This window comes from Pseudomonas sp. RC2C2 (genome assembly GCF_018390435.1).
In the GTDB taxonomy this organism is placed as follows: domain Bacteria; phylum Pseudomonadota; class Gammaproteobacteria; order Pseudomonadales; family Pseudomonadaceae; genus Aquipseudomonas; species Aquipseudomonas donghuensis.
Genome location: NZ_JAHBAX010000001.1, coordinates 597426 through 616803, shown reverse-complemented (window position 1 = coordinate 616803; position 19378 = coordinate 597426). Strand labels below are relative to the sequence as shown.

Annotated in this window: 17 protein-coding genes; 14 read left to right on the top strand and 3 right to left on the bottom strand. The window is 63.2% G+C overall.

From position 1 onward, the window contains the following. Positions 1 to 34: 34 nt before the first annotated feature. The gene (locus KHO53_RS02780; protein ID WP_010223203.1) at positions 35 to 2482 is read right to left on the bottom strand and encodes an acyl-CoA dehydrogenase; all 2448 of its coding nucleotides are present in this window, start codon (positions 2480 to 2482) and stop codon (positions 35 to 37) included. 184 nt (positions 2483 to 2666) lie between these two features. Between KHO53_RS02780 and KHO53_RS02775 the strand changes: the two genes are divergently transcribed. From KHO53_RS02775 to KHO53_RS02765, 3 genes are all read left to right on the top strand, one after another. Further along, positions 2667 to 3290, top strand: a complete 624-nt coding sequence (locus KHO53_RS02775; RefSeq protein ID WP_010223204.1) for a glutathione S-transferase — start codon at positions 2667 to 2669, stop codon at positions 3288 to 3290. Positions 3291 to 3444: 154 nt separating this feature from the next. Beyond that, positions 3445 to 4377, top strand: coding sequence for an ABC transporter ATP-binding protein (locus tag KHO53_RS02770; RefSeq protein ID WP_010223205.1), 933 nt, complete (start codon positions 3445 to 3447; stop codon positions 4375 to 4377). Then, positions 4374 to 5153, top strand: coding sequence for an ABC transporter permease (locus KHO53_RS02765; RefSeq protein ID WP_010223206.1), 780 nt, complete (start codon positions 4374 to 4376; stop codon positions 5151 to 5153). The genes KHO53_RS02770 and KHO53_RS02765 overlap by 4 nt, the downstream gene beginning before the upstream one ends. Here KHO53_RS02765 and KHO53_RS02760 read toward each other — a convergent pair. Further along, positions 5121 to 5663 carry a DUF2062 domain-containing protein gene (locus KHO53_RS02760; RefSeq protein WP_010223207.1) on the bottom strand — a complete coding sequence of 181 codons (543 nt, stop codon included), beginning with the start codon at positions 5661 to 5663 and terminating at the stop codon, positions 5121 to 5123. The two genes, KHO53_RS02765 and KHO53_RS02760, sit on opposite strands and share 33 nt — an antisense overlap. Before the next feature lie 143 nt (positions 5664 to 5806). On the opposite strand from KHO53_RS02760, the gene KHO53_RS02755 reads away from it, so the two are divergent. The 8 genes from KHO53_RS02755 to murB all read left to right on the top strand — a co-directional run bounded on the left by KHO53_RS02755 (position 5807) and on the right by murB (position 12637). Beyond that, positions 5807 to 8029 carry a DNA internalization-related competence protein ComEC/Rec2 gene (locus KHO53_RS02755; protein WP_010223208.1) on the top strand — a complete coding sequence of 741 codons (2223 nt, stop codon included), beginning with the start codon at positions 5807 to 5809 and terminating at the stop codon, positions 8027 to 8029. 70 nt (positions 8030 to 8099) lie between these two features. Further along, positions 8100 to 8735: a flagellar polar localization protein PocA gene (gene pocA, locus KHO53_RS02750; protein ID WP_010223209.1), complete on the top strand. Its 636-nt coding sequence runs from the start codon at positions 8100 to 8102 to the stop codon at positions 8733 to 8735. Further along, positions 8732 to 9163 (top strand): flagellar polar localization protein PocB, encoded by a 432-nt coding sequence (gene pocB / locus KHO53_RS02745; protein WP_010223210.1) that lies wholly within the window; start codon positions 8732 to 8734, stop codon positions 9161 to 9163. The genes pocA and pocB overlap by 4 nt, the downstream gene beginning before the upstream one ends. Then, positions 9163 to 10173, top strand: a complete 1011-nt coding sequence (gene lpxK, locus KHO53_RS02740) for a tetraacyldisaccharide 4'-kinase (protein ID WP_100782052.1) — start codon at positions 9163 to 9165, stop codon at positions 10171 to 10173. The genes pocB and lpxK overlap by 1 nt, the downstream gene beginning before the upstream one ends. A 37-nt stretch (positions 10174 to 10210) precedes the next feature. Beyond that, the gene (locus KHO53_RS02735) at positions 10211 to 10396 is read left to right on the top strand and encodes a Trm112 family protein (RefSeq protein WP_003247142.1); all 186 of its coding nucleotides are present in this window, start codon (positions 10211 to 10213) and stop codon (positions 10394 to 10396) included. Further along, entirely contained in the window at positions 10393 to 11157 is a 765-nt protein-coding gene (kdsB, locus tag KHO53_RS02730; RefSeq protein ID WP_036996492.1) for a 3-deoxy-manno-octulosonate cytidylyltransferase, read from the top strand. Before KHO53_RS02735 ends, kdsB begins: the two co-directional genes overlap by 4 nt. Continuing rightward, positions 11157 to 11621, top strand: coding sequence for a low molecular weight protein-tyrosine-phosphatase (locus KHO53_RS02725; RefSeq protein WP_010223213.1), 465 nt, complete (start codon positions 11157 to 11159; stop codon positions 11619 to 11621). Before kdsB ends, KHO53_RS02725 begins: the two co-directional genes overlap by 1 nt. Next, positions 11618 to 12637, top strand: a complete 1020-nt coding sequence (gene murB, locus KHO53_RS02720; RefSeq protein ID WP_010223214.1) for a UDP-N-acetylmuramate dehydrogenase — start codon at positions 11618 to 11620, stop codon at positions 12635 to 12637. Before KHO53_RS02725 ends, murB begins: the two co-directional genes overlap by 4 nt. A gap of 171 nt (positions 12638 to 12808) precedes the next feature. Here murB and rne read toward each other — a convergent pair whose 3' ends face one another. Then, the gene (gene rne, locus KHO53_RS02715; RefSeq protein WP_081492796.1) at positions 12809 to 15970 is read right to left on the bottom strand and encodes a ribonuclease E; all 3162 of its coding nucleotides are present in this window, start codon (positions 15968 to 15970) and stop codon (positions 12809 to 12811) included. A gap of 744 nt (positions 15971 to 16714) precedes the next feature. Between rne and rluC the strand changes: the two genes are divergently transcribed. The 3 genes from rluC to KHO53_RS02700 are packed head-to-tail and all read left to right on the top strand — an operon-like array spanning position 16715 to position 19329. Continuing rightward, positions 16715 to 17671 (top strand): 23S rRNA pseudouridine(955/2504/2580) synthase RluC, encoded by a 957-nt coding sequence (gene rluC, locus KHO53_RS02710; protein ID WP_010223216.1) that lies wholly within the window; start codon positions 16715 to 16717, stop codon positions 17669 to 17671. Beyond that, a complete protein-coding gene (locus KHO53_RS02705) occupies positions 17661 to 18353 on the top strand; it encodes an HAD family hydrolase (RefSeq protein WP_010223217.1) in 693 nt (230 codons plus the stop codon). Before rluC ends, KHO53_RS02705 begins: the two co-directional genes overlap by 11 nt. Next, positions 18346 to 19329 (top strand): S49 family peptidase, encoded by a 984-nt coding sequence (locus KHO53_RS02700; protein ID WP_100782049.1) that lies wholly within the window; start codon positions 18346 to 18348, stop codon positions 19327 to 19329. The genes KHO53_RS02705 and KHO53_RS02700 overlap by 8 nt, the downstream gene beginning before the upstream one ends. Positions 19330 to 19378 lie beyond the last annotated feature (49 nt).

Genomic DNA, 19378 nt, shown 5'->3' with positions numbered 1-19378 from the left:
AGTATACGGCGCCCGGCGCCCGATGTCCCGGCTCTTAGCGAATCTTGCCGTCGGCCGGTAGCAGTTCCTCCTTGTTGAAGGCGTCCACATCGATCACCCGGCGGCGTGCCGTTTCAGCGGCATGCAGGCTTTGCGCCTCAACGGCTTGCAGCACGCCGGCATGCAGGGCAGCATCGATTACCGATTCGCCCGGGGCGGCGGCGACCTGGCCGCTCTTGAGTGCCTGCTGCAGCTTTTTGCGCAGCGGCTCGCTTGCGCTGAGTTGCTCGTAGGCCTGTTGCAGGGCCGCAACCGGGTCACCCTCCGCTTGCGGTCGGTAGCAACCGGCAAGCAGTTCTTCCAGGGCCGGGTCGCCCTTGGCGCGGCCAATCAGTTCGGCGATCTCGGCGTCCAGTTCATCGCTTGGCCCGCTGTGGCGGCGCCCGAACGGGAACACCACCAGGCGCAGGGCGCAACCGAGCAAGCGATTGGGGAAGTTGTCGAGCAGCCGGTCCAGGGCTTTTTCGGCTTGGCCGAGGCTTTCTTCCATGGCCCAGCGCAATAGCGGTTGCAGGTGCTCGGGCGAGTTCAGGTCGTGGTAACGCTTGAGTGCAGCCGAGCCCAGGTACAGGTGGCTGAGCACATCGCCCAGGCGCGCCGACAGGCGTTCGCGGCGTTTGAGTTCGCCGCCGAGCAGCATCATGCACAGGTCCGCGAGCAGGGCGAAGGCCGCCGCCTGACGGTTGAGGGCGCGGAAGTAACCCTGGCTCAAGGCATCGCCCGGGACTTTCTCGAAGTGACCCAGGCCCAGGCCGAGGACCAGGGTGCTGGCGGCGTTGCCCACGGCAAAGCCGATGTGCTGCATGAGCAGTTGGTCGAACTCCTTGAGTGCCTGGTCGTGGTCTTCGCGGCCGGCCAAAGCCATTTCCTTGAGCACGAACGGATGGCAGCGAATCGCGCCCTGGCCGAAGATCATCAGGTTGCGCGAGAGGATGTTGGCACCCTCGACGGTAATAAAGATCGGCACGCCTTGCCAGTTGCGCCCCAGGTAGTTGTTCGGGCCCATGATGATGCCCTTGCCGCCATGCACATCCATGGCGTGCTGGATGCACTCACGGCCGCGCTCGGTGAGGTGGTACTTGAGGATCGCCGAGAGCACCGAGGGTTTCTCGCCCAGGTCCACAGCCTTGGCGGTGAGCAGGCGCGCGCTGTCCATCAGGAAGGCGTTGCCGCCGATGCGCGCGAGGGATTCCTGGATACCTTCGAAGGCCGCCAGTGGCACATTGAACTGCTCACGGATACGCGCATATTGGCCGGTGACCAGGCTGGTGTATTTGGCCGCGCCCGTGCCCACTGCCGGCAGGGAGATCGAGCGGCCCACCGACAGGCAGTTCATCAGCATCATCCAGCCCTTGCCGAGCATGTCCTGGCCGCCGATGAGGAAGTCCAGCGGCACGAACACATCCTTGCCGCTGTTGGGGCCGTTCATGAACGCCGCGCCCAACGGCAGGTGGCGCTTGCCGATCTCGACGCCAGGGATGTCGGTGGGGATCAGTGCCAGGCTGATGCCCAGTTCTTCCTTGTCGCCCAGCAGGTGTTCGGGGTCGTAGGCCTTGAAGGCAAGACCCAGCAGGGTGGCGACAGGGCCGAGGGTGATGTAGCGCTTTTCCCAGTTGAGGCGCAGGCCGATGACTTCCTCGCCTTGCCACTGACCTTTGCAGATGACGCCGGTATCGGGCATGGCGCCAGCATCGGAGCCGGCCAGCGGGCCGGTGAGGGCGAAGCAGGGGATCTCGTCACCACGGGCCAGGCGCGGCAGGTAGTGATTGCGCTGCTGGTCGGTACCATAGTGCAGTAGCAGTTCGGCCGGGCCGAGGGAGTTGGGCACCATGACTGTCGAGGCGAGGTCGCCGCTGCGGGTCGCCAGCTTCATCGCCACCTGCGAGTGGGCATAGGCCGAGAAACCCTTGCCGCCGTACTCCTTGGGGATGATCAAGGCGAAGAAGCCATGGCGCTTGATGTGCTCCCAGGCGGCGGGCGGCAGGTCCAGGTCCTGGCCGATCTGCCAGTCGCTGACCATGGCGCAGAGTGCTTCGGTGGGGCCATCGATAAAGGCCTGTTCTTCTTCAGTGAGTTCGGCCTTGGAATAGCCGAGCAGGGTGTTCCAGTCCGGGCGGCCGCTGAACAATTCGCCGTCCCACCACACGGTGCCGGCGTCGATGGCTTCGCGTTCGGTCTGCGACATCGGCGGCAGGGTGCGCTGGAACCAGCCGAACAACGGTGCGCTGAGCACGTTGCGGCGCAGGTCGGGGAGCAGCAGCGGGGCGGCCACGGCGGCCAGCAACAGCCAGAAGATCGTCAGCAACCAGACCGGTGAATGGCTGAAAATGCCCATCGCCAGCAGGTACAGGGCGACGATGCCCAATGCTGGCAAGGCGGCAATGCGACGGTGGGCCAGGTAAGCCACGCCGATCACCAGGACCACTAACCACAACAGCAACATAGGAAGTTCCTCCGTGAAACATCAGGGCATTTCGCCATCCATCGAAGCTTAGACCGCATCGGCTAAACGGCTTGCCTGAACAGTGACAGGACATGACCTCAGGAGTTCGCCTGAATGCCAGATGATTGCCAGCGTGATCGCCTGGAGTAGACTGGGCGACCCGTCAAACCAATAGGGATATGTCATGCTCAAGATCTGGGGTAGGAAGAACTCGACCAATGTCAGGAAAGCACTGTGGTGTGCCGAAGAGCTTGGCCTTGAGTATGAGTCGATAAATGCCGGGGGCGCCTTCGGCCTGGTCAATGACCCGCAATACCGGGCATTGAACCCCAACGGCCTGGTGCCGATGATCGAAGACGACGGCCTGGTGCTTTGGGAGTCCAATGCCATCGTTCGCTACCTGTGCGCGCAATACGGTAGCGCGTCGGGTTGGTATGAGACGGACGCGCGCAAGCGCGCCGAGGCGGACAAGTGGATGGACTGGGTCACCTCGTCGCTCGCCACGCCGTTTCGCCCCTTGTTCTGGGGCATGGTGCGCACGCCTGAAGAGCAGCGGGATTGGCTGGCAATCAACGCCGCGCACAAGACCTGCGCGCAGCTGCTTTCGATTGCAGATCAGGCCTTGGCCAATTCGCCGTATCTGTCCGGCGATACCCTGGGCATGGGCGACATTCCGCTGGGCTGTTTTGCGTATGCCTGGTTCGAGATGCCTATCGAGCGTCCCGAAATGCGTCACCTGCGCGCCTGGTATGAACGCTTGCGGGAGCGCCCGGCGTACCAGGCGGCAGTGATGACCGCACTGACCTGATCACTGTTGATCGGGCAACTACGGTCAATCTGATAGTTATTATCGATACACATGACTGTACTTGTCCGGTCTGCACAAGCACCATGGTCATATTCACTGCGGCCGGCCTTGCCCGGCCGCGTCTAGAACCTTCCACACTGGTACGCGACCCGCTATGAGTTCTGCTCTGTCCATAAGGCAGCTAACCAAAACCTACGGCAACGGTTTCCAGGCCCTCAAGGGTATTGACCTGGATGTCGCCGAAGGTGACTTCTTCGCCTTGCTCGGCCCCAATGGCGCCGGTAAATCCACCACCATCGGCATCCTCTCGACCCTGGTCAACAAGACCAGCGGCAGCGTGAATATTTTCGGTCACGACCTTGATCGTCAACCCGCCGCGCTCAAGCGTTGCATTGGCGTGGTGCCGCAGGAATTCAACTTCAACCAGTTCGAAAAGACCTTTGACATCGTCGTGACCCAGGCCGGTTACTACGGCATTCCGGCCAAGGTGGCCAAGGAGCGTGCCGAGCAGTACCTGACCCAGCTCGGCCTGTGGGACAAGCGCAATGCACCGTCGCGTGCGCTGTCCGGCGGCATGAAGCGCCGGTTGATGATCGCCCGCGCCCTGATTCACGAGCCGCGCCTGTTGATCCTCGACGAGCCCACCGCGGGCGTCGACATCGAGCTGCGCCGTTCGATGTGGAGCTTCCTTACCGAGCTCAACCAGAAAGGCATCACCATCATCCTCACCACCCATTACCTGGAAGAGGCTGAACAGTTGTGCCGCCACATCGGCATCATCGACCACGGCACCATCGTCGAGAACACCAGCATGCGTGCCTTGCTGAGCAAACTGCATGTCGAGACCTTCCTGCTCGACCTCAAGCAGGACTTGCCCCAGGCGCCACACCTGGTCGGTTATCCGTGCCGTCTGATCACCCCGCACACCCTGGAAGTGCAAGTGGACAAGGAAGTGGGCATCACCGCGCTGTTCGGCCAGCTGGCGCTGCAGAACATCGAGGTGCAGAGCCTGCGCAACAAGACCAATCGTCTCGAGGAGCTGTTCGTGTCCCTGGTTGAGAAAAACCTGGCAAAGGTGGCGGTATGAGTTCGGAACTGAGCGCCAACCTGGTCGCCCTCAATACCATCGTCTACCGCGAAGTACGCCGCTTCACCCGGATCTGGCCGCAGACCTTGCTGCCTCCGGCAATCACCATGGTTCTGTATTTCGTGATCTTCGGTAACCTGATTGGCCGGCAAATTGGCGACATGGGCGGTTTCACCTACATGGAGTACATCGTCCCGGGGCTGATCATGATGTCGGTGATCACCAACTCCTACGGCAACGTGGTGTCGAGCTTTTTCGGCAGTAAATTCCAGCGCTCGATCGAGGAGCTGATGGTGTCGCCGGTGTCGCCGCACACCATCCTCGTCGGCTACACCCTGGGCGGTGTATTGCGCGGCCTGGCGGTGGGGGTGATCGTCACGTTGCTGTCGTTGTTCTTCACCGACCTGCAGGTGCACCACCTGGGCGTGACCATTGTCGTGGTGCTGCTGACGGCGACGATCTTCTCGTTGCTGGGCTTCATCAATGCGGTGTTCGCACGCAACTTCGATGATATCTCGATCATCCCGACCTTCGTGCTGACGCCGCTGACCTACCTGGGCGGGGTGTTCTACTCGATTACCCTGCTGCCGCCGTTCTGGCAGACCGTGTCGATGGCCAACCCGGTGCTGCACATGGTCAACTCGTTCCGCTATGGCATTCTCGGCGTGTCGGATATCCGTATCGGCGTGGCCATCAGCTTCATGCTGGTCGCCACTGCGGTGCTGTATGTCGGTTGTACGCGCCTATTGGTCAGCGGGCGAGGAATGCGTACCTGATTGCTTGACCTTGCGCCGGCGCCACTGCCGGCCTACCCACCAGCGCCAGTAGAGCATGGTCAGGCAGTAGGCGAGGGCGCCGAGCAACACGCCACACACCACTGAACCGAGCAGGAACGGCTGCCACAAGGTCGACAGCTGGTCGGTGATCCATTCGAAGGTCAGTTCTTCGGGCAGGCTGCGTGGCGGAATCTGCATCAGCCAGGCGCCCATCTGGTAGGTGCAGAAGAACACCGGCGGCATGGTGATCGGGTTGGTCAGCCACACCAGGCTGACCGCGATCGGCAGGTTGCCGCGCACCATGATCGCCAGGCTGGCGGCCAGTAGCATCTGCATCGGAACCGGGATAAAGGCGGCGAACAGACCGACGGCCATGGCCCGCGCAACCGAATGCCGGTTGAGGTGCCAGAGGTTGGGGTCGTGCAACAGCCGGCCGAGAAAGCGTAAGGATTTGTGTTCCCTGATGCTGGTCGGATCGGGCATGTAGCGTTTGAAGAGACGACGCGGCATGTGGGGTCTCGGCAATCTGAAGGGTGCCAGTATGCACGGATTCTAAAAGTGCCTTATTCAGACTTTGTGACAATTATTTAGCGAGCGCTTGCCGTCACTGATCTAAGCCTCAGGAGGTGGTTCACTTCTGGAGCTTCAACCTTATGCGCACAGGGATGTTGGCGCTTGCGCTCGGGCTGATCAGTCTCGGGTTTCTACCGGCTTTGCCGTCTGTCTGGGGACTTGTCCTGCTGACAGTTGTCGGACTTTCCTGCTTGCCTTCGCGGCTCTGGCCAATCGGGTTGTTTCTGTTGGGGTTGAGCTGGGCCTGTGTCTCGGCGCAATCGGCGCTGGACCAGCGTCTGGCGGCAGAACTCGATGGCCGTACCTTGTGGATTGAAGGCCGGGTCACAGGCTTGCCGGAGCAGGGCGCGCGCTCGGTGCGCTTCGAGCTGAGCGCTGCCCACTCTCGCCGTGCGCAATTGCCCCGGCGAATACAGCTCAGCTGGTTTGGCGGGCCAGCGGTCAACAGCGGTGAGTTTTGGCGATTGGCCGTCAGCCTCAAACGCCCCTCCGGTTTGCTCAATCCTCATGGTCCCGATCAGGAAGCGAGCCTGTTGGCCCGGCGTATCGGTGCCACCGGCAGCGTCAAGGCCGGCGAGCGCCTGGCACCGGCGACAGCGGCCTGGCGCGATCACCTGCGCCAGCGCTTGTTGGCTGTGGATGCCCAAGGCCGGGAGGCGGCGCTGGCCGCGCTGGTACTGGGTGATGGCGGCGGGTTGGCGCGCGAAGACTGGCAGGCGTTGCAGGCAACCGGTACGGTGCACTTGCTGGTGATCTCTGGCCAGCATGTGGGGCTGCTGGCCGGGTTGGTGTATGCCTTGATTGCCGGGCTGGCGCGCCTTGGCTGGTGGCCGCCAAGGCTGCCCTGGTTGCCTTGTGCCTGTGCGCTGGCACTTGCCGCCGCACTGGTCTACGGCGTGTTGGCCGGTTTTCAGGTGCCGGTGCAGCGTGCCTGTGTGATGCTGGCCATGGTGCTGCTCTGGCGCCTGCGTTTTCGCCATCTGGGCGTTGGCTTGCCGCTGTTGCTGGCGATGAACGCGGTGTTGCTGTGGGAGCCGCTGGCCAGTTTGCAGCCGGGCTTCTGGTTATCGTTCGTGGCCGTGGCGATTCTGATCTTTACCTTCAGCGGCCGCCTTGGCGCCTGGAACCCGTGGCTGGCCTGGGGTCGCGCCCAGTGGTTGATCGCCATCGGCTTGTTGCCGGTGTTGCTCGCGCAAGGTTTGCCGGTGAGCTTGACGGCACCGCTGATCAACCTGCTGGCGGTGCCGTGGATCAGCCTTGCGGTGTTGCCGGCGGCGTTGCTCGGCACCCTGTTGCTGCCGGTGCCGTATCTGGGGGAGGGGCTGTTGTGGCTGGCCGGTGGCTTGCTCGACGGTTTGTTCCGGATGTTGGCAGAAGCCGCTGTCTGGCGCCCAGCCTGGCTGCCTGCGGCACTGCCTTTCTGGAGCTGGTTGCTGGTGTGCCTGGGGGCGTTCCTGCTGCTGTTGCCGCGCGGCTTGCCGATGCGCGCCCTCGGCTGGCCTTTGTTGCTGCTGGCGGCATTTGCGCCACAGGAGCGCGTACCCGAGGGCCAGGTGGAGGTCTGGCAACTGGATGTCGGCCAGGGGCTGGCGTTCATCTTGCGCACCCGTCACCACGCCATGCTCTATGACGCGGGCCCGGCCATGGGCGATTTCGATTTGGGCGAGCGGGTGGTGCTACCCAGCTTGCACAAGCTGGGCGTGCGCCAGCTCGACCTGATGCTGCTCAGCCACGCCGATGCCGACCACGCCGGCGGCGCTCGCGCCGTTCAGCGCGGTTTGCCGGTACTACGGGTGCTCAGTGGCGAAGCGTCGGCCTTGCCTGCTGTGCTACAAGCGCAATCTTGCGGTAGCGGCGAGGGTTGGCAGTGGGACGGGGTCAATTTTTCCCTCTGGCAATGGCATGACGCCGGTGATAGCAACCAGGATTCCTGTGTGTTGCTGGTCGAGGCGCAAGGCGAGAAGCTGCTGCTCACCGGTGATCTCGATGCCCGTGGCGAGCGGGCCTGGGTGCGGGATTGGCAGGCGGGCCAGGTCGATTGGCTGCAGTCGCCCCATCACGGCAGCCGCAGTTCCTCCAGTGAGGCGCTGTTGAGCGCAACCGCCCCGCGTGGCGTGCTGATCTCCCGGGGGCGCTACAACGCCTTCGGTCATCCTCACCCCGAGGTCATGGCGCGCTATCGGACGCACGGTATCCAGGCTTACGACAATGTCGAACACGGTGCGCTGCGCCTGCGCCTGGGGGCGTTCGGCGAGCCTGAAGGGCTGCGCGCCCAGCGGCGTTTCTGGCGTGAGCCGAGATGACGACCTTCGGCAGATGAGCCCCCTGGGGTCCTATGGTAAAGTGGCGGACTTTTTCGAGGGGATGCTTACTGTGTGGGAATTGGTCAAGTCCGGTGGCTGGATGATGCTGCCGATCATTCTGAGCTCCATCGCTGCCATGGCGATCGTCGCCGAGCGTCTCTGGACCCTGCGCGCCAGCCGGGTCACGCCACCGCATCTGCTGGGCCAGGTGTGGATGTGGATCAAGGATAAACAGCTCACCAGTGACAAACTCAAGGCCCTGCGTGCCGATTCGCCACTGGGCGAGATCCTCGCTGCGGGCCTGGCCAACTCGCGCCATGGCCGCGAGATCATGAAGGAATGCATCGAAGAGGCCGCCGGCCGGGTCATTCATGAGCTGGAGCGCTACATCAATGCCCTGGGCACCATCGCCGCCATGGCGCCGCTGCTCGGCTTGCTCGGCACCGTGCTGGGCATGATCGATATCTTCAGCGCCTTCATGGGCACCGGCATGACCACCAACGCGGCGGTGTTGGCCGGTGGTATCTCCAAGGCGCTGATCACCACGGCGGCCGGCCTGATGGTTGGTATCCCGGCGGTGTTCTTCCACCGTTTCCTGCAGCGGCGCATCGATGAGCTGGTGGTCGGCATGGAGCAGGAGGCGATCAAGCTGGTCGAAGTGGTGCAGGGCGACCGTGATGTCGACCTGGCCGAGGGCAAGGCGTGAAATTCCGGCGCAAGCCACGGGAGACCGTGGACATCAACCTGGCCTCGCTGATCGATGTGGTGTTCATCCTGCTGCTGTTCTTCGTGGTCACCACCACCTTCACCCGCGAAACCCAGTTGCGCGTCGAGCTGCCGGAATCGGTCAGCGGCGCGCCGGCACCGGATTCCGAGCTCAAGCAGCTGGACATCACCATCAGCGCCGATGGCGTCTACTCGGTGAACAACCATCTGTTGCCCAAGAGCGACCTGGCGACCCTGACCGAAGCCCTGCAGCAGGAATCCGCAGGTGACACCAAACTGCCGTTGTCGATCAGCGCCGACGGCAAGACCCCGCATCAGGCGGTGGTGACTGCCATGGATGCGGCCGGCAAGCTCGGTTTCAGCCAGTTGCGCATGACCACGGTCGAGGCGGCTCAGGGGACGCCCTGATGGCTATTGCCGATCGCCTGCTCGATGCCTGGTACGCCGGGCATCCTGCCCTGGCCCTGCTGCGTCCGCTTGAAGCCCTGTATCGCCGCGTGGTGCTGGGCAAGCGCGCGCGCTTTCTCAGTGGTGAAAGCCAGTGTTACCGCGCGCCGGTGCCGGTGATTGTGGTGGGCAACATCACCGTCGGCGGAACCGGCAAGACCCCGATGATTCTCTGGTTGATCGAGCATTGCCGTCAGCGCGGCCTGCGCGTCGGCGTGGTCAGCCGCGGTTATGGTGCCAAGCCACCGCAGTTGCCTTGGCGCGTGCGTGCCGAGCAGGGCGCGGCCGAGGCGGGCGATGAGCCTTTGCTGATCGTCCAGCGCAGCGGCGTGCCGCTGATGATCGACCCGGACCGCTCGCGCGCCGTACAGGCGTTGCTGGCCAGCGAGACGCTGGACCTGATCCTTTGTGACGACGGCATGCAGCACTACCGCCTGGCGCGCGATCTGGAGCTGGTGCTGATCGATGCCGCCCGCGGCCTGGGTAATCGCCGCTGCCTGCCAGCCGGCCCCTTGCGCGAGCCGGTGGAGCGCCTGCAGGAAGTAGACGCGGTGCTTTACAATGGCGCCACGGCCGACCGGGAAGACGGTTTTGCCTTTGCCCTGCAGCCTACCGCGCTGGTCAACCTGCGCAGCGGCGAGCGTCACCGTCTCGACTATTTCCCTCCTGGCCAGGCCCTGCATGCGGTGGCCGGCATTGGCAACCCGCAACGTTTCTTCAACACCCTGCAGGGGCTAAACTGGCAGCCTGTGCCACACCCTTTTGCCGATCATGCCGAGTACAGCGGCCAGGCCCTGAGCTTCACGCCTGCGTTGCCTGTGGTCATGACCGAGAAGGACGCGGTCAAATGCCGCGCCTTTGCTGCTGACGACTGGTGGTACCTTGCGGTCGATGCTGTGCCTTCGCCGGGCTTCCAGGCCTGGATCGATGCCCAGCTCGCTCGCTTGCTGCCCGGGTCGCAGCCCTCCTGATTCGTTTCTTTTCCGGCCATTGGCCCGAGGAATTTCCATGGACACCAAACTGCTCGATATTCTTGCCTGCCCGATCACCAAAGGCCCACTCAAGCTCAGCGCCGACAAGACCGAGCTGATCAGCAAGGGCGCCGGTCTTGCCTACCCGATCCGCGATGGCATCCCGGTAATGCTTGAAAGCGAAGCGCGCACCCTGACCGATGACGAGCGTCTGGACAAATGAGCCTGGCCTTTACCGTTGTGATTCCGGCGCGGCTCCGGTCGACCCGCTTGCCGGGCAAGCCGTTGCTGACGATTGCCGGCAAGCCGATGATCCAGCATGTCTGGGAACAGGCGTGCAAAAGCAGCGCCAGCCGCGTGGTGATCGCTACCGATGACGCGGGTATTTTCAAAGCCTGTGAGGCCTTCGGCGCCGAAGTGCTGATGACCCGCGAAGACCATGACTCCGGTACCGACCGCCTGGCCGAAGTGGCTGCCAAGCTGGGCCTGGCCGCCGATGCCATCGTGGTCAATGTTCAGGGCGACGAGCCGCTGATCCCGCCGGTGATCATTGATCAGGTGGCGGCCAACCTGGCGGCCCATCCTGAAGCGGGCATCGCCACTCTGGCCGAACCGATCAGCGACATCGAAGCGCTGTTCAACCCCAATGCGGTCAAGGTGGTCAGCGATTGCAACGGTCTGGCCCTGACCTTCAGCCGTGCCCCGTTGCCGTGGGCGCGTGATGCCTTTGCCCACAGTCGTGAGCAAATGCCGCAAGACGTGCCGTACCGCCGTCACATCGGCATGTACGCCTACCGCGCTGGCTTCCTGCAGGATTTCGTCGCCTGGGGCCCGTGCTGGCTGGAGAGGACCGAAGCGCTGGAGCAGTTGCGCGCGCTCTGGCATGGCGTGCGTATTCACGTCGCCGATGCCATCGATGCGCCGCCCGTGGGCGTCGACACCCCTGAAGACCTGGAGCGCGTGCGGCGCTTGCTGGAGGCCTGATGCGGGTACTGTTCGTGTGCCTGGGCAATATCTGCCGTTCACCCACCGCCGAAGGCGTGTTGCGTCACCAGTTACAGGCTGAGGGCCTGGGCGAATTGATCGAGGTGGCTTCGGCCGGTACCGGTGACTGGCATGTCGGCAAGCAACCCGATACCCGTACCTGTCGTACCGCCCGCATACGTGGCTATGACTTGTCGCAGCAGCGTGCGCAACAGGTCAAGGCCGCGCACTTCAATGAATGCGACCTGATCCTGGCCATGGACAAGAGCAATCTTGGCCATCTGCGGGCAATGCAGCCTGCCGGGTCAAAAGCCGAGCTGGACTTGTTCCTGCGTCGCTATGACGGTGCGCTGGATGAGGTGCCGGATCCTTACTACGGCGCCGAAGAGGATTTCGAGCAGGTCCTGGACCTGATCGAAGTCGCCTGTCGCCGATTGGTCATCGAACTCAAGGGCCGTCTATGAGCGGGCAGTGGCAGCAACACGTATCGCTCAAGCCGTACAACACCTTCGGCATTGACGTGAAGGCCCGCTATTTCACTGAAGTCCATAGCGACGATGAGGTGCGCCAGGCCTTGGCCCGGGCGAGTGAGCAGGGCGTACCGGTGCTGGTGGTCGGCGGTGGCAGCAACCTGCTGCTGACTGGCGATATCCAGGCGTTGGTTATGCGCATGGCCAGTCGTGGCCTGCGCATCCTGTCTGACGACGGTGAGCGGGTAGTGGTCGAGGCCGAAGCCGGTGAGCCCTGGCATCCGTTCGTGCAGTGGAGCCTGGCCCAGGGCCTGGCCGGGCTGGAAAACCTCAGCCTGATCCCGGGCACGGTCGGCGCCGCGCCGATGCAGAACATTGGTGCCTATGGCGTCGAGATCAAGGATGTGTTCGCCGGGCTCACCGCGCTGGATCGCGAGACTGGCGAGTTGCGCGATTTCAGCCTGGAAGAATGCGCCTTTGCCTACCGTGACAGCCTGTTCAAGCGTCATCCGGGCCGCTGGTTGATTCTGCGGGTGCGCTTTGCCTTGAGTCGGGTTATGCACGCGCACCTGGAGTACGGTCCGGTGCGGCAGCGCCTGAGCGAGCAGGGCGTCAGTCAGCCGACTGCGCAGAATGTCAGCGATGCGATCTGCAGCATTCGCCGCGAGAAGCTGCCCGACCCGCTCGAACTGGGCAATGCCGGGAGCTTCTTCAAGAACCCGGTGGTGGCTGCGGTGCTGGCCGAAAAGATCCGCTTGCAGTACCCGGGGCTGGTGGCTTATCCACAGGCTGATGGTCAGTTCAAACTGGCTGCGGGCTGGTTGATCGAGCAGGCTGGCTGGAAGGGGCATCGCGAAGGCGATGCCGGGGTGCACCGCTTGCAGTCGCTGGTGTTGGTCAACTATGGCCAGGCTAGCGGTGTGCAGTTGCATCAACTGGCGCAGAAAATCCAGGCCGACATCCTTGAGCGTTTCGGGGTCGAGCTGGAAATGGAGCCGAATCTGTACTGATTTGTGCTGTCCTTGTGGAAGCTGGCGTTGCCAGCGATCGAGCCCGAAGGGGTCGTAGGCTGTGCTGGCCCTATTGCCGGCAAAGCCGGCTGCCACAGGTGATCCGCTTTCCTGCAGGCAATAAAAAAGCCCCGCCAGTTACCTGGCGGGGCTTTTTTTCAGCCTGGATAATCAGACGAGCGGTTTGTGCTCTTCTGTGGTTTCCAGTTTCTCCTCGACCACTTCTTCAGCCGGTGCAGCAGGCGCCTCTTCAGCGACCACGGCAGCGCTGGCTTCGGCGGCGGCCGCTGCAGCGGCGGCTGCGGCAGCTTCGGCTTCACGCTTGCGACGGCGTACTTCACGTGGATCGTTCGGGGCGCGACCACTGCTGGTCAGGGCGCTGGCCGGTGCTTCAACAGCAGGTGCCGGCGCTTCGACCGGTGCTGGCTCGACAACGGGCGCAGGCGCTTCGACTGCTTCGGCAACGACTACCGGTTCAGCCACAACCGGTGCCTGCACTGCAGGCTCTGGCTCGACTGCAGCAACCGGCTCGACCGCTTCAACTGGTGCAGGCACGGATGCTTCGACCACTGGAGCGATGCTGGCTTCGATGGCCTGCGGCGCTTCGACCGGGGCAGTGAACGGTTGTTCGACAACCGGTGCGGCAGCGACTTCAGCAGCCTGGACGGTTTCAACCACTTCGGCGACTTCAGTGACTTCAACCACTGGCTGGGCAGCTTCGACAGCGACGGTTTCGCTGGCAGCGACTTCAACAACGGCCTGCTCTTCGACAGCAGCAGTGGCGCGTTCGGCCTGCTGGTTGGCTTCGGCTTCGGCAGCGGCGCTGATGTTGCTGGTGGCAACAGCGGCGGTCACGGCCAGGCCGGCGGCCAGTTCAGCGCCCAGCTCGGTGGCTTGAGGCTGCTCTTCGCTGCCTTCTTCCGAGCCTTCTACCAGGTTGCCGTTGGCATCGCGTTGACGCTCGCGACGGTTGCTGCGACGACGCTGGCCACGGGAGCGGCGGCGAGGGCGTTCGCCTTCGGTGCCTTCCTGGTTGTCATCTTGCAGCAGCTCTTCGTTCGGCAGTTGTTCATCAGCCGCTTCTGCAGCCTGTTCGGCTGGGCGAGGCTGACGCTCTTCACGCGGCGGACGCGGTTGACGCTCTTCACGTGGTGCGCGCTCTTCACGCGGAGCACGTTCTTCGCGCGGGGCGCGCTCTTCACGTGGGGCGCGTTCTTCGCGTGGTGCACGTTCTTCACGAGGCTGACGCTCTTCACGCGGGGCGCGCTCGGGGCGCTCTTCGCGTACGGCCGGGGCGACGGCGTCCAGTGGCTCGCGCAGTTCGCGGACCGGACGCTCCTCGCGGGAGCGGCGTTCTTCACGTGGTGCGCGTGGTTGGCGCTCTTCACGCGGCTGGCGTGGTGCGCGCTCTTCACGGGCAGGGGCTTCTTCGCGAGCTTCGCGTGGCTGACGCTCCTCACGCGGGGCGCGCTCGGCACGCTCTTCACGCGGCTTGCGCTCTTCGTCGCGGCGGCCGTTGCGGTTGCGGCTCTGCTGACGACCGTTGCGACGCTCTTCGTTGCGCTGCGGGCGTTCGCTGGCAGGTTTCTCGGCAACTGCAGGGGCGGCGGCGGCAGGTTCGTCCTTGCCGGCGAACAGGCTGACCAGCGACTTCACCAGGCCTTTGAACAGGCTTGGTTCAGGTGCGTGCACCGGGGCAGCCACTGGCGCGGCAGCTTCGGTCGGCACCGGGGCGTTGGCGCGCGCCGGGGCAGTCTTGACCGCGGCTTCCTGGCGTACCAGGGTGCGGGTGGCGGCAGCCGGTTGGACTTCTTCGGTCTCGGCGGCAGCGATTTCGTAGCTGGACTGGCCGCTCAGGGCTTCCGGGCTGTCGTCGCGCAGGCGCTGGACTTCGAAATGCGGGGTTTCCAGGTGATCGTTCGGCAGGATGACGATACGGGCCCGGGTGCGCAGCTCGATCTTGGTGATCGAATTGCGTTTTTCGTTGAGCAGGAAGGCGGCAACCGGAATCGGCACTTGGGCGCGGACTTCGGCGGTGCGGTCTTTCAGGGCTTCTTCTTCGATCAGGCGCAGGATTGCCAGCGACAGCGATTCGACGTCACGGATGATGCCGGTACCGCTGCAGCGTGGGCAGACGATGCCGCTGCTTTCGCCGAGCGAAGGGCGCAGGCGCTGACGGGACATTTCCAGCAGGCCGAAGCGCGAGATGCGGCCAACCTGTACGCGGGCACGGTCGGCTTCCAGGCATTCGCGGACTTTTTCTTCCACGGCGCGCTGGTTCTTGGCTGGGGTCATGTCGATGAAGTCGATCACGATCAGGCCGCCGATGTCGCGCAGGCGCAGCTGGCGGGCGATTTCCTCAGCCGCTTCCAGGTTGGTCTGCAGGGCGGTTTCCTCGATGTCGCTGCCTTTGGTGGCGCGCGCCGAGTTGATGTCGATGGAGACCAGGGCTTCAGTCGGGTCGATGACGATCGAGCCGCCGGACGGCAGGTCGACGACGCGCTGGAAGGCGGTCTCGATCTGGCTTTCGATCTGGAAGCGGTTGAACAGCGGCACGCTGTCTTCGTACAGCTTGATCTTGCTGGCGTACTGCGGCATCACCTGGCGAATGAAGGTCAGGGCTTCTTCCTGGGCGTCGATGCTGTCGATCAGTACTTCGCCGATGTCCTGGCGCAGGTAGTCGCGGATCGCGCGGATGATGACGTTGCTTTCCTGGTAGATCAGGAATGGCGCGGCGCGGTCCTGGGACGCTTCCTTGATCGCGGTCCACAGCTGCAGCAGGTAGTCGAGGTCCCATTGCATTTCTTCGCTGCTGCGGCCAAGGCCGGCAGTGCGCACGATCAGGCCCATGTCGGCAGGGGCGACCAGGCCGTTGAGGGCTTCGCGCAGTTCGTTGCGCTCTTCGCCTTCGATGCGGCGGGAGATGCCACCGGCACGCGGGTTGTTCGGCATCAGTACCAGGTAGCGACCGGCCAGGCTGATGAAGGTGGTCAGGGCCGCGCCCTTGTTGCCGCGCTCTTCTTTCTCGACCTGGACGATGACTTCCTGGCCTTCGCTGAGCACTTCCTTGATGTTCACCCGGCCTTCGGGCGACTTCTTGAAGTATTCGCGGGAGATTTCCTTCAGCGGCAGAAAGCCGTGACGCTCGGAGCCGAAGTCGACGAAAGCGGCTTCCAGGCTGGGTTCGATCCGGGTGATCCGGCCTTTGTAGATGTTGGCCTTCTTCTGCTCACGCGCGCCGGACTCGATGTCCAGGTCGTAGAGACGTTGGCCGTCCACCAGAGCTACACGCAACTCTTCGGGTTGAGTCGCGTTAATCAGCATTCTTTTCATGTAATACCGTCGGTTTCCGGGCTGCCGGAAACGGCGTTCGGCACACACGACTTCTCACGGTCTGTGTCAGGTGCGCAAGGAGTGGCGGGCCACCCCCGTGTCCAGCAACTTTCGAGTCCGACTGGTCACCCAGTACTGCCGAAGTCGCGACGACGCGTCCTGCTTGCTGTGGTGTCAAATGCACTCAGTCAGGAGGAGGAATCAGCCTTCGGCCGTGGACGCCCGTGGGGCATCTTGATCAAGACCGGGTCCGGTCGCCTGGCCAATAGGCCGGTGGACTGGACGCAGTACTACACGGTCCGACGGTTGTGCATCTCCACCCTACACGTATCCCTGATAATTCGGGTGCTGCCGCGCGCTGAATCCGCAACGGGTTGCATTTTCGCCAGCTCCATACGGGAGCCCGCGCCTTTTATGTCCAAGGCTGGTATTTCCGAAGCCGTCGCCATGACTGCGTGAAATTGACGGCACTGACAGAGTGGCAGCGAAAAAAACGTGGGGGAGGGTGAAATACCGCTCTTGTAGTTTTTTATCGGTCTTCTCTGCACGGCGCTGGTGGCGATTCCAGGCATTTCTGTAAACTGGCGAAAGCCCCGTCGGACGGCCTCGCGTCCTCGAGAATTGCGTCGGTCAGGGCCGGCTGTAAGCCGTGAGTCCGCTGGCCAGCCGCTTTTGGCGGCGTTCGCGACTATAGCAGCAATCATTAAGTGCTTCAAATCCATAAAAAATTGTTATGATTGGCAAATGACGACTAATGCCCCTCCGACCTCCGGCGTCCAGCTGATCGAGGTCGCGCCGGAACTTGCCGGCCAACGAATCGATAATTTCCTCATCACTGCACTCAAGGGTGTTCCCAAGACCTTGATTTACCGCATTTTGCGCAAAGGCGAAGTGCGTGTGAACAAGGGCCGGATCAAGCCCGAGTACAAGTTGCAGGCCGGTGACATCGTGCGCGTGCCGCCCGTTCGTCTACCCGAACGTGACGAACCGGTGCCGGTGGCCCAGGGTTTGCTTCAGCGCCTTGAAGCGGCGATTGTCTACGAAGACAAGGCTCTGATTGTGCTCAACAAACCGGCCGGTATTGCCGTGCACGGTGGTAGTGGCCTGAATTTCGGTGTGATCGAAGCCTTTCGTCAGATGCGTCCCGACGCCAAGGAGCTGGAGCTGGTCCACCGCCTCGATCGCGATACCTCTGGCCTGTTGATGATTGCCAAGAAGCGCAGCATGTTGCGTCACCTGCACGCCGCCCTGCGTGGCGATGGCGTCGACAAGCGCTACATGGCGCTGGTTCGCGGTCACTGGGCCACCGCCAAGAAGCAGGTCAATGCGCCGTTGCTCAAGAGCAACCTGCGCTCCGGCGAGCGCATGGTCGAGGTCAATGACGAGGGCAAGGAGGCGCTGACGATCTTCCGTGTGCTGCGCCGTTTCGGCGAGTTCGCCACGATCGTCGAGGCGCGGCCGATCACCGGGCGTACCCACCAGATTCGCGTGCATGCCCTGCATGCCGGGCATTGCATTGCCGGCGACAGCAAGTATGGCGATGAAGATTTCACCCGCGAGATTCGCGACCTTGGTGGCAAGCGCCTGTTCCTGCATGCCTACGCCCTGACCGTGCCGTTGCCCGATGGCGGCGAGCTCAAGCTTGAGGCGCCGGTGGATGAAATGTGGGCCAAGACCGTGGAGCGCCTGAGTGCAGCGTGATTACGATCTGCTGATCTTCGACTGGGACGGCACCCTGGCCGACTCCATCGGTCGCATCGTCGAGGCCATGCACCTGGCCGCCGGTCGCGCGGGCTATGCCGCCTGCGATGATGAGGCGGTCAAGGGTATAATTGGCCTGGCGTTGCCAGAAGCCATCAGTGTGTTGTATCCGCAGCTCGATGCGGGGCAGGTGGCGCAGTTCCGCCAGCACTATGCTGACGTGTACATGGCCCTGGATGACCAGCCTTCGCCGCTGTTCGAAGGTGTGGTGGAGTCGCTGGAGGCGTTCCGTGCCGAGGGCTATCGCCTGGCGGTGGCCACCGGCAAGGCGCGTCGCGGTCTCGATCGTGTGCTGCGCGCCAATGGCTGGGAGGGCTACTTCGACATCACCCGGGCGGCCGACGAGAGTCGCGGCAAACCGCACCCGCAGATGCTCGAGGAGATCCTTGCTCATTGCCAGGTCGAACCGCAGCGAGCGTTGATGGTTGGAGATTCATCATTCGACCTGTTGATGGCCAGCAATGCTGGCATGCATTCGGTAGCGGTTGGTTACGGCGCCATGTCGCTGGAGGCCTTGAGTGCCTTTGGGCCGCAGCTGTGTATTGATCATTTTTCTCAGTTGCAGGCCTGGCTTAGCCAATCGCCTGTGGCAGCAGATTCCAGGGTAGGTGAGCATGACTGACGAGTGGAAGGCGCCCAGCGCCGAAGACAACGAAGAGCGCAAGAGCTGGAAGCTGCTGGAGAAAACCCTCCTGGCTGGTGTTCAGGAGCAGCGTCGGGCGCGGCGCTGGGGGATTTTCTTCAAGCTGATGGGCTTTGTGTACCTGTTCGGCATCCTTGCCTTGTTCACGCCTTTGATGGACATGGACAAAGCGGCCTCGCGCAGCGTCAGCCACACCGCGCTGGTCGAAGTGCGCGGCTTGATTGCCGATCAGGAGCCCGCCAGCGCTGACAACGTCGTCGGTGGCTTGCGCGAGGCGTTCAAGGATCCGAAAACCAAGGCGGTGGTCCTGCGCATCAATAGTCCGGGTGGCAGCCCGGTGCAGTCAGGGTACATCTACGACGAAATTCGCCGCCTGCGCGCAGAGCACCCAGCCATCAAGCTGTATGCGGTAATCAGTGACCTGGGCGCTTCCGGTGCCTACTACATTGCCAGTGCCGCTGATCAGATCTATGCCGACAAGGCCAGCCTGGTTGGCTCCATCGGTGTGACGGCGGCCGGCTACGGCTTTGTCGGCACCATGGAGAAGCTCGGTGTCGAGCGTCGTACCTACACCGCTGGCGAGCACAAGGCCTTCCTTGATCCGTTCCAGCCGCAAAAGCCTGAAGAGACGGCGTTCTGGCAGGGCGTGCTGGAAACCACGCACAAGCAGTTCATCGCCAGTGTCAAGCAGGGTCGCGGCGAGCGCCTCAAGGACAAGGAGCATCCTGAGCTGTTCAGTGGCCTGATCTGGTCGGGTGAGCAGGCGCTGGCCCTGGGGCTGGTGGATGGTCTGGGCAGTGCCGGTTACGTGGCGCGTGAAGTGGTAGGGGAGAAGGAGCTGGTCGACTTCACTGTCGAAGAGTCGCCGTTCGATCGCTTCTCCAAGCGCCTGGGTGCCAGTGTTGCCGAGCGCCTGGCCATGTGGATGGGCTTTCAGGGGCCATCGCTGCGCTGATTGTATTGCCTGATGAAAAGCCGGCCCTTGGAGGCCGGCTTTTTTGTGC

Coding starts and splice junctions, on each gene's coding strand:
- KHO53_RS02780 (WP_010223203.1), bottom strand. CDS start 2,482: ATGTTGCTGTTGTGGTTAGTGGTCCTGGTGATCGGCGTGGCTTACCTG.
- KHO53_RS02775 (WP_010223204.1), top strand. CDS start 2,667: ATGCTCAAGATCTGGGGTAGGAAGAACTCGACCAATGTCAGGAAAGCA.
- KHO53_RS02770 (WP_010223205.1), top strand. CDS start 3,445: ATGAGTTCTGCTCTGTCCATAAGGCAGCTAACCAAAACCTACGGCAAC.
- KHO53_RS02765 (WP_010223206.1), top strand. CDS start 4,374: ATGAGTTCGGAACTGAGCGCCAACCTGGTCGCCCTCAATACCATCGTC.
- KHO53_RS02760 (WP_010223207.1), bottom strand. CDS start 5,663: ATGCCGCGTCGTCTCTTCAAACGCTACATGCCCGATCCGACCAGCATC.
- KHO53_RS02755 (WP_010223208.1), top strand. CDS start 5,807: ATGCGCACAGGGATGTTGGCGCTTGCGCTCGGGCTGATCAGTCTCGGG.
- lpxK (WP_100782052.1), top strand. CDS start 9,163: ATGGCTATTGCCGATCGCCTGCTCGATGCCTGGTACGCCGGGCATCCT.
- KHO53_RS02735 (WP_003247142.1), top strand. CDS start 10,211: ATGGACACCAAACTGCTCGATATTCTTGCCTGCCCGATCACCAAAGGC.
- kdsB (WP_036996492.1), top strand. CDS start 10,393: ATGAGCCTGGCCTTTACCGTTGTGATTCCGGCGCGGCTCCGGTCGACC.
- KHO53_RS02725 (WP_010223213.1), top strand. CDS start 11,157: ATGCGGGTACTGTTCGTGTGCCTGGGCAATATCTGCCGTTCACCCACC.
- murB (WP_010223214.1), top strand. CDS start 11,618: ATGAGCGGGCAGTGGCAGCAACACGTATCGCTCAAGCCGTACAACACC.
- rne (WP_081492796.1), bottom strand. CDS start 15,970: ATGAAAAGAATGCTGATTAACGCGACTCAACCCGAAGAGTTGCGTGTA.
- rluC (WP_010223216.1), top strand. CDS start 16,715: ATGACGACTAATGCCCCTCCGACCTCCGGCGTCCAGCTGATCGAGGTC.
- KHO53_RS02700 (WP_100782049.1), top strand. CDS start 18,346: ATGACTGACGAGTGGAAGGCGCCCAGCGCCGAAGACAACGAAGAGCGC.